Source organism: Staphylococcus sp. EG-SA-18 (assembly GCF_017151825.1).
Classification (GTDB): Bacteria; Bacillota; Bacilli; order Staphylococcales; family Staphylococcaceae; genus Staphylococcus; species Staphylococcus aureus.
The window spans coordinates 71,709-78,967 of the sequence record NZ_JACYVY010000005.1; the positions used below are offsets into that span (position 1 = coordinate 71,709).

Sequence of the window (7,259 nt, forward strand, 5' to 3'; positions counted from 1 at the left end):
CTATCGTTGGAGGCATTAATTATGAAAAAGATATTCTTGGCGATGATTCATTTTTATCAACGTTTCATTTCGCCACTCACTCCACCAACTTGTCGTTTTTATCCAACATGTTCAGAGTACACTAGAGAAGCGATTCAATACCACGGTGCTTTCAAAGGCCTTTATTTAGGTATCCGTCGTATTTTAAAATGTCATCCGCTTCATAAAGGTGGCTTTGACCCTGTTCCGTTAAAAAAAGACAAGTCAGCAAGCAAGCATTCACATAAACATAACCATTAATATGGTTGTAATTGAGTTATATCCACTAAAGGGGGGCGAAATTCGAGTCGCCCCTCTTTTAATATGCCTGAATGCGCCACCACATCTTGTTCAAAATAATAACCTGCTGGTGTAACATCTCCTGGATAATCACCTTTACGAGCAAGCATCGCTGTAAAATAACGGCTTAAACCATATTCGTACATGCCGCCAATAACCACTTTTACACCATGACTTTTCAAAGTATCAATTGCCGTTTGCACTTTATCAATGCCACCTAGACGAAATGGTTTTAATACAACAACTTTCACATTGTATAATTCTATCAAATTAATTATGTCCAACAACGATGTTGCCTTTTCATCAAGGGCTATTGGAGGTATTGTTCCATCCACTACTTCATCAAGCATGGAGATATCTTTAAATGGCTCTTCGATATAAAGAACCTGTTCACGCGCTAATAACTGTAACTGTGTGAAATCTTGACGATCCAAGGACTCATTTGCATCTATAACCAATTGAAAGTGAAACTCTAATTCCCGTAACACTCTAATTTGATGCATGATTTGAGGTGTCCATTTTAATTTAATTCTGGCCGGCTTAGTTGCTTTTAATGACTCTAGTTGTTTATTTGATAAGCCGCTCACTGTCGCTCCATATGCTACTGAAAATGAAGGCAGTACATGAAACATTTGATACAATGCCATGACAATAGTTGCCCTTGCAGCAGGCGTATTTTCCAATGAATCTACTAATTTTAGTGCTGCTTCATACGTTTCAAATGATTTATTTCTATTATCTTCGAACCATTGCTCAATTACATGTTTCACTGAAGCAATTGTTTCATGATCATACCAATCTGTTTGAAAAGCGTTACATTCCCCGAAATATGCATTTCCTTTATCATCAATCAATTCGATAAACAAACAATCACGATGTGTTAAAGTGACTTTCGGTGTTACAATTTGTGACTTAAATGGCTCACTATATTTATAAAAATGCAAAGCTGTCAACTTCATCAAATCATCCTCTATACAACTTATTTCTTTGTAATTTACCTGTTGATGTATAAGGTAAAGTATCAACCTTTTCAAAGTGTTTCGGTACTTTATATTTCGCTAAATGTTGTGATAAATATGCAATCAATTGTGCCTTTGAAATGTCACTTTCACTGACAAAATATAATTTAGGCACTTGTCCCCAAGTATCATCAGGATGCCCTACACATACTGCGTCACTGATACCTGGAAATTGCTTCGCTACCGTTTCAATTTGATATGGATAAATATTTTCACCGCCACTAATAATTAAATCTTTACGTCGGTCATAAATCATGACATAACCTTCATGATCTATTTCAGCAATGTCACCCGTATTAAAATAACCATTTTCAAACGTACCCGTTAAATCTGTTGGATACAAATATCCATTCATCACATTGGCACCTTTAATCATTAATTCTCCATGACCTTCTTTATTAGGATTTTTAATTTTAACGTCTACATTGGCACTTGGCATCCCTACAGTGTCAGGACGTGCATGCAACATTTCCGGTGTTGCTGTTAAAAATTGTGAACATGTCTCAGTCATACCAAATGAATTATAAATTGGCAGGTTATATTGTAATGCCGTCTCTATCAAAGTGGCAGATAATTTAGCACCGCCGAGTAATATTTTTTGCAAATTATAAGGTTCATGTAAACCTTGTTGCATAAGCCAATTTAAAGTTTGTGGCACAAGCGAAATGTGCGTGATGCGTTCATTTTTAATTATCGTTAAAATTTGTTCGGCATTGAATTTATCAACAATGCGCACAGTAAACCCTTCAATAACAGCTCTTAAAAGTACACTGAGACCCGAAATATGATAAATCGGCAAGACAGATAGCCAATTAGTATCACGATCAAATCCCAAGCTCTCTTTACATCCGATTGCACTGGCATAATGATTACGAAACGTTTGCGGCACCGCTTTTTGAGGGCCAGTTGTCCCTGATGTAAACATAATCGATGCAATGTCATCTAAATTAAATGAAGTATTTAATATGTTGGACGGCGACTCTTTCGGCACCACAGTTTCATTCGATGTATCATATTGGATATCCATTGTGTTGTCCAACAAACCGTTCATTGTAATATCCGTTCCAGCGAATTCAATATCATCCAGCGATACAATTTGAAACCCTCGCAATTCCAGTGGCAAGGTACAAAAAATCAATTGTACATCGATTGACCTCACCTGATTCTTCATCTCATTAGGTGTCAACCTTGTATTAATCATCGCAATTTCAATATTTGCCAACCAACAAGCATGTATTAAAATGATCGATTGAATCGAATTATCTATGTATAGCCCGACACGAGATTGTTGATAAGCCTTGAGTCTTTTAGCCAATAGACTCGCTTCACAGTATAAATTTTGATAAGTATAAGATTCTTGACCGTCTGTTATCGCAATATGATGTCCATTTTGTTGTGCTTGTTTATATAACCAAAAGTCCATACGCTATTCCTCCAAATTCATCTACCTTATAATTATAACGATTTTATGACATTCTAGCAGTGGTTATGTTTAAAAATATAAAAAAGTAGACGAATTGATGCATTGATATGATTGTTATAATGCTCAATACATATCGTTATATCATTCGTCTACTATTATCAGTTATTTTTATTTAATTTTAGTGTCATTCTGTCATTTTGATGTGGTGATTTACCCATTGTTGCCACATCATCTGCAATGTCAATTGGTATACGATTCATGTCTTGTAATACACTTAAATGGAATACTTCATCATCTAAATTTTCAATGAGATATACATAATATGTTATCTTATCCTTTTTATATTTTAACGTTTTCCAAAAGTCCGACTTGCAATTCAATACATTATCCGGAATATATTCAATAAATAAGTAACGTTTGCTGCCTACTTTGTCTACGAAATATTTTACAGTGCCTTTTTCTATACCTCTTATATGTGCATAGTCTGCTGAAAAGTAAATACTACCTATTGTTTCATTATGTTGTTGTATTTCAAATCGTTGGCCTACTATTTTATTATTTGTGCCACAACTACTTAAAAAAATCAGTAGATATAGCATTAAACATATTTTCATCCCCTTGAATTTTAAAGACTTTTTCAAAAGCAACACCTCTAAAAATAAATACAATATATTATATCAAATAGAAATTATTATTTTGTTAAATTATGTTGTCATGTTCGTGTCATTTTGAGTCGTAATACAACTTTACAATTATTAAATTAACACTTCTACAATCCAAAAATATTTTTAAAGTTTTGAAAAAAATTAAAGTATTTCCACTACTAATTTGGTAAAATATGATTATGTGATATAGTGAAAGCGTTTTACACTTAATAACTCCCTCTTAAATGCATCCAGGTTTTATGTAGTAAATCATGAAAATAACATATAAATATAGAGGAGATTTACCTTTGAATACAGAGAACAACAAGAATCAAAACCGATCTGTTAAAAATTCTGAAAGACGTGGCATGTTAAAAGGATGCGGCGGTTGCCTTATTTCTTTCATTTTATTAATAATCTTATTATCAGCCTGTTCAATGATGTTTAGTAATAATGACAATTCCACTAGTAATCAATCATCAAAAACGCAATTAACTCAAAAAGATGAAAATAAAAATGAAGATAAGCCTGAGGAAAAATCAGAAACAGCAACAGATGAGGATTTACAATCAACCGAAGAAGTACCCGCAAATGAAAATACTGAAAATAATCAACATGAAATTGATGAAATAACAACAAAAGATCAATCAGATGATGAAATTAACACACCAAACGTTGCAGAAGATAAATCACAAGACGACTTGAAAGATGATTTAAAAGAAAAGCAACAATCAAGTAACCATCATCAATCCACGCAACCTAAGACCTCACCATCAACTGAAACAAACACGCAACAATCATTTGCTAATTGTAAGCAACTTAGACAAGTATATCCGAATGGTGTCACTGCCGATCATCCAGCATATCGACCACATTTAGATAGAGATAAAGATAAACGTGCATGTGAACCTGATAAATATTAAACAACAAGCAAATTGAATTCAAATTGTATTTAGCTTTATGCACTAATCACATAGTAAATAATGAGGGAGATTTTTTAGGCATGAGCAATCAATTCAAAAGCGAAGAAGAGCGAAGACAATGGGAACAATTCCAAGCTTTCCAAAATCAACAAAACCAACAGAACCAGCAATACGGACAAAAGAAATCTAAAAAAGGATGGTTCTGGGGCTGTGGTGGTTGTCTAGTATTATTTATTTTAATTATCATCGGTATTTCAGCTTGTACAGCTGGTATTACAGGTAACCTTGGCGGAAATAGTTCTAAAGAAACGAACAAAACCCATAAAATTGGAGAGACTGTAAAAAATGGTGATCTTGAAGTCACAGTTAATTCAGTTGAAACTATGAAATCAGTTGGTCCATCTATCGCGCCAACAAATGCTAAAGGTACATTTGTCGTTGCTGATGTGACGATTAAAAACAAAGGTAAAGAAGCGTTAACAATTGATAGTTCAATGTTTAAACTGAAATCTGGTGATAAAACATTTGAAGCAGATAATACAGGCTCAATGTCTGCTAATCAAAATGACAACGGTAGTATAGAAAATTCATTTTTCTTACAGCGTATAAATCCTGATAGCACTGCTCAAGGTAAAATTGTTTTCGATGTGTCAGAAAACATAGCCAACGCAAAAGATAAAAAATTAGAAGTTATTTCTAGTTTATTTAGCGTCAAGAAGATTACATTTGATTTATCCGATGCTAAAAAAACATCAAAAGCTAAAAAAGACAAGCAAGATACAGAAGTAGCTGCTGCGAGTTCAAATAGCGATAATGTAAGTTATGAAGCTTCGGCTACTACACCTGCTACAACTTCTAGTGCAAATAATGATTCTGAAGAAAATGAACAGTCTAGTAAAGATGAAGATAAGCAGAATGCGTCTAAAAGTGATAAATCTAGTGTAGAAAAAAGTGAATCTAATGAAGAAACTGCTACTGTAGAATCAGCACCTCAAAGCAAACCTGTTACAAGTGAAGCACCACCTAACCAAAATAATCACAACGAAGATAGCATGTACGACGCTTCAACAGAATAAAATTTCAGGGTAGCTCGGCTACCCTTCTTTTACGGAAAAATAAGTATACATAGCAATATAAGGAGATAAAAAAATGAAATTCAAAGCTATCGTTGCCATTGCATTATCATTGTCACTATTAACTGCTTGCGGTGCTAATCAACATAAAGAAAATAATAGTAAATCAAATGACACTAATAAAAAGACGCAACAAACTGACAACACTACACAGTCAAATACAGACAAGCAAATGACACCACAAGAAGCCGAAGATATCGTTCGAAACGATTACAAAGCAAGAGGTGCTAACGAAAATCAAACATTAAATTATAAAACAAATCTTGAACGAAGTAATGAACATGAATATTATGTTGAACATCTAGTCCGCGATGCAGTTGGCACACCTTTAAAACGTTGCGCTATTGTTAATCGACACAATGGTACGATTATTAATATTTTTGATGATATGTCAGAAAAAGATAAAGAAGAATTTGAAGCATTTAAAAAGAGAAGCCCTAAATACAACCCAGGTATGAGTGATCATGATGAAACAGATGGTGAGTCAGAAGACATTCAACATCATGACAATGATAATAACAAAGCAATTCAAAATGACATACCAGATCAAAAAGTCGATGATAAAAGTGATAAAAATGCTGTTAATAAAGAAGAAAAACACGATAACGGTACAAATAATTCTGAAGAAACTAAAGTTAAATAAGGGTATACTTTGATTAATCGTAATTTTTAGGAGAACCGCTATGATAACATTTGAAAATATACAACAACTTGAAAAATACACCTTAATGACTATGCATGGTCTTTTTAATCAACTTAAACTCGGTATTATTTCAATCGACAATGCAGAGCATACGCTCTTTACACCTTATATGATGGAAACACTCTCTTCCCTAGGCATGAAAGACAGCATTGTCGATTTAATTCATAAAGGGACTGAATTAGAAGACTTTGCAGCATTTAATTTATCAATTGAAGATACAGTTACAGTCTGTTTACAAAGAACTGAAGAACTATTAAATCAATACAAAAATGTGGAATTCAATGACAAAATATTAATCAATTGGCGTATTATGCAAAAGTAATAGACATATAAAAGTCGAACGTAACTAAATGGATATTGATTTTATTCTTTCTAAATTACAAGTATTTCATTTTATAAAGTTTGAAAAGAGGTATATTGAAGTGGAGAAAAATGAATATATAGCTAAATATAATGAATATAGTCAATTATTAGACGCTACATACTCGCAAGCCGTAGCATACCTTTTAAATAAATATGGCGCTGTAACCGATGACTATTATAAGGAAAAATCATACACGCGATTTTTAAATGGAGAAATCAAAAGTATTACAAAAGGAAAATACACTAGAGCTGGTGAAGGATTATATTGTCATCACATAAGCGAAGACAAATTCCAAAACTTATCTGACCTAAGATTCATTTCCGAATTTAAGTACTCATACAACTATCAAAAGAAAGAAAACTTAGTTTACTGCGATTTAATCGAGCATTTAATTTTACATGCAATTATTACAAAAGAATCCAATGGCCAATTTGGTGTGGCTGGATTATGTCAAATGATCAAACCAACAGTCATTGATTGGTACATTAGCGAATATAATCCAAAACCAGCATGGATGCAAGCCACCAAAGCACGTGCCTATTTGCCTAGAATATTAGTAGAGAAACTACTCATTAAAATTGACGATATGTTAAAAGAAATAGAAATATATGATTTCCTTGAGTCTAGATAAATGATTAATGGAGATTTATTTTTTGCTGTTGAGATTTTGTTATAGATGTTTAAACCCATAATTAAATATATTTTATAAAAATAGACCACGCATACCTATCT

At 33.1% G+C, this 7,259-nt stretch carries 9 protein-coding genes; 6 read left to right on the forward strand and 3 right to left on the reverse strand.

Annotation, left to right across the window (positions count from 1 at the left end):
* Positions 1 to 21: 21 nt before the first annotated feature.
* Positions 22 to 279 (forward strand): membrane protein insertion efficiency factor YidD, encoded by a 258-nt coding sequence (gene yidD, locus IDG66_RS02045; protein WP_000718107.1) that lies wholly within the window; start codon positions 22 to 24, stop codon positions 277 to 279.
* On the opposite strand, the gene menC is transcribed toward yidD, so the two are convergent.
* The 3 genes from menC to IDG66_RS02060 all read right to left on the reverse strand — a co-directional run bounded on the left by menC (position 276) and on the right by IDG66_RS02060 (position 3,374).
* Complete coding sequence (menC, locus tag IDG66_RS02050) at positions 276 to 1,277, reverse strand: o-succinylbenzoate synthase (protein WP_000778532.1); 1,002 nt, start codon at positions 1,275 to 1,277, stop codon at positions 276 to 278. The genes yidD and menC overlap by 4 nt on opposite strands.
* Positions 1,278 to 1,281: 4 nt before the next feature.
* Positions 1,282 to 2,760 carry an o-succinylbenzoate--CoA ligase gene (gene menE, locus IDG66_RS02055; RefSeq protein ID WP_032099414.1) on the reverse strand — a complete coding sequence of 493 codons (1,479 nt, stop codon included), beginning with the start codon at positions 2,758 to 2,760 and terminating at the stop codon, positions 1,282 to 1,284.
* Positions 2,761 to 2,918: 158 nt separating this feature from the next.
* Positions 2,919 to 3,374, reverse strand: a complete 456-nt coding sequence (locus IDG66_RS02060; protein ID WP_072419835.1) for a DUF4909 domain-containing protein — start codon at positions 3,372 to 3,374, stop codon at positions 2,919 to 2,921.
* Between the two features lie 302 nt (positions 3,375 to 3,676).
* On the opposite strand from IDG66_RS02060, the gene IDG66_RS02065 reads away from it, so the two are divergent.
* The 5 genes from IDG66_RS02065 (at position 3,677) to IDG66_RS02085 (ending at position 7,158) form a co-directional block, all read left to right on the forward strand.
* Positions 3,677 to 4,327 (forward strand): excalibur calcium-binding domain-containing protein, encoded by a 651-nt coding sequence (locus IDG66_RS02065; protein ID WP_001793444.1) that lies wholly within the window; start codon positions 3,677 to 3,679, stop codon positions 4,325 to 4,327.
* A gap of 80 nt (positions 4,328 to 4,407) precedes the next feature.
* Positions 4,408 to 5,403 carry a DUF4352 domain-containing protein gene (locus IDG66_RS02070; RefSeq protein ID WP_000070649.1) on the forward strand — a complete coding sequence of 332 codons (996 nt, stop codon included), beginning with the start codon at positions 4,408 to 4,410 and terminating at the stop codon, positions 5,401 to 5,403.
* A 73-nt stretch (positions 5,404 to 5,476) separates the two neighbouring features.
* Positions 5,477 to 6,103 carry a hypothetical protein gene (locus tag IDG66_RS02075; protein ID WP_000669017.1) on the forward strand — a complete coding sequence of 209 codons (627 nt, stop codon included), beginning with the start codon at positions 5,477 to 5,479 and terminating at the stop codon, positions 6,101 to 6,103.
* A 40-nt stretch (positions 6,104 to 6,143) separates the two neighbouring features.
* A complete protein-coding gene (locus IDG66_RS02080) occupies positions 6,144 to 6,485 on the forward strand; it encodes a DUF3969 family protein (protein WP_000627541.1) in 342 nt (113 codons plus the stop codon).
* Positions 6,486 to 6,585: 100 nt separating this feature from the next.
* Positions 6,586 to 7,158 carry a hypothetical protein gene (locus IDG66_RS02085; RefSeq protein WP_000414202.1) on the forward strand — a complete coding sequence of 191 codons (573 nt, stop codon included), beginning with the start codon at positions 6,586 to 6,588 and terminating at the stop codon, positions 7,156 to 7,158.
* The last annotated feature ends 101 nt before the right edge of the window (positions 7,159 to 7,259 follow it).

What these genes read in the sequence shown, in the direction of transcription:
- IDG66_RS02070 (WP_000070649.1), top strand. Translation starts at nt 4,408, where the DNA reads ATGAGCAATCAATTCAAAAGCGAAGAAGAGCGAAGACAATGGGAACAA.
- IDG66_RS02075 (WP_000669017.1), top strand. Translation starts at nt 5,477, where the DNA reads ATGAAATTCAAAGCTATCGTTGCCATTGCATTATCATTGTCACTATTA.
- IDG66_RS02080 (WP_000627541.1), top strand. Translation starts at nt 6,144, where the DNA reads ATGATAACATTTGAAAATATACAACAACTTGAAAAATACACCTTAATG.
- yidD (WP_000718107.1), top strand. Translation starts at nt 22, where the DNA reads ATGAAAAAGATATTCTTGGCGATGATTCATTTTTATCAACGTTTCATT.
- IDG66_RS02065 (WP_001793444.1), top strand. Translation starts at nt 3,677, where the DNA reads ATGAAAATAACATATAAATATAGAGGAGATTTACCTTTGAATACAGAG.
- menE (WP_032099414.1), bottom strand. Translation starts at nt 2,760, where the DNA reads ATGGACTTTTGGTTATATAAACAAGCACAACAAAATGGACATCATATT.
- menC (WP_000778532.1), bottom strand. Translation starts at nt 1,277, where the DNA reads ATGAAGTTGACAGCTTTGCATTTTTATAAATATAGTGAGCCATTTAAG.
- IDG66_RS02060 (WP_072419835.1), bottom strand. Translation starts at nt 3,374, where the DNA reads ATGAAAATATGTTTAATGCTATATCTACTGATTTTTTTAAGTAGTTGT.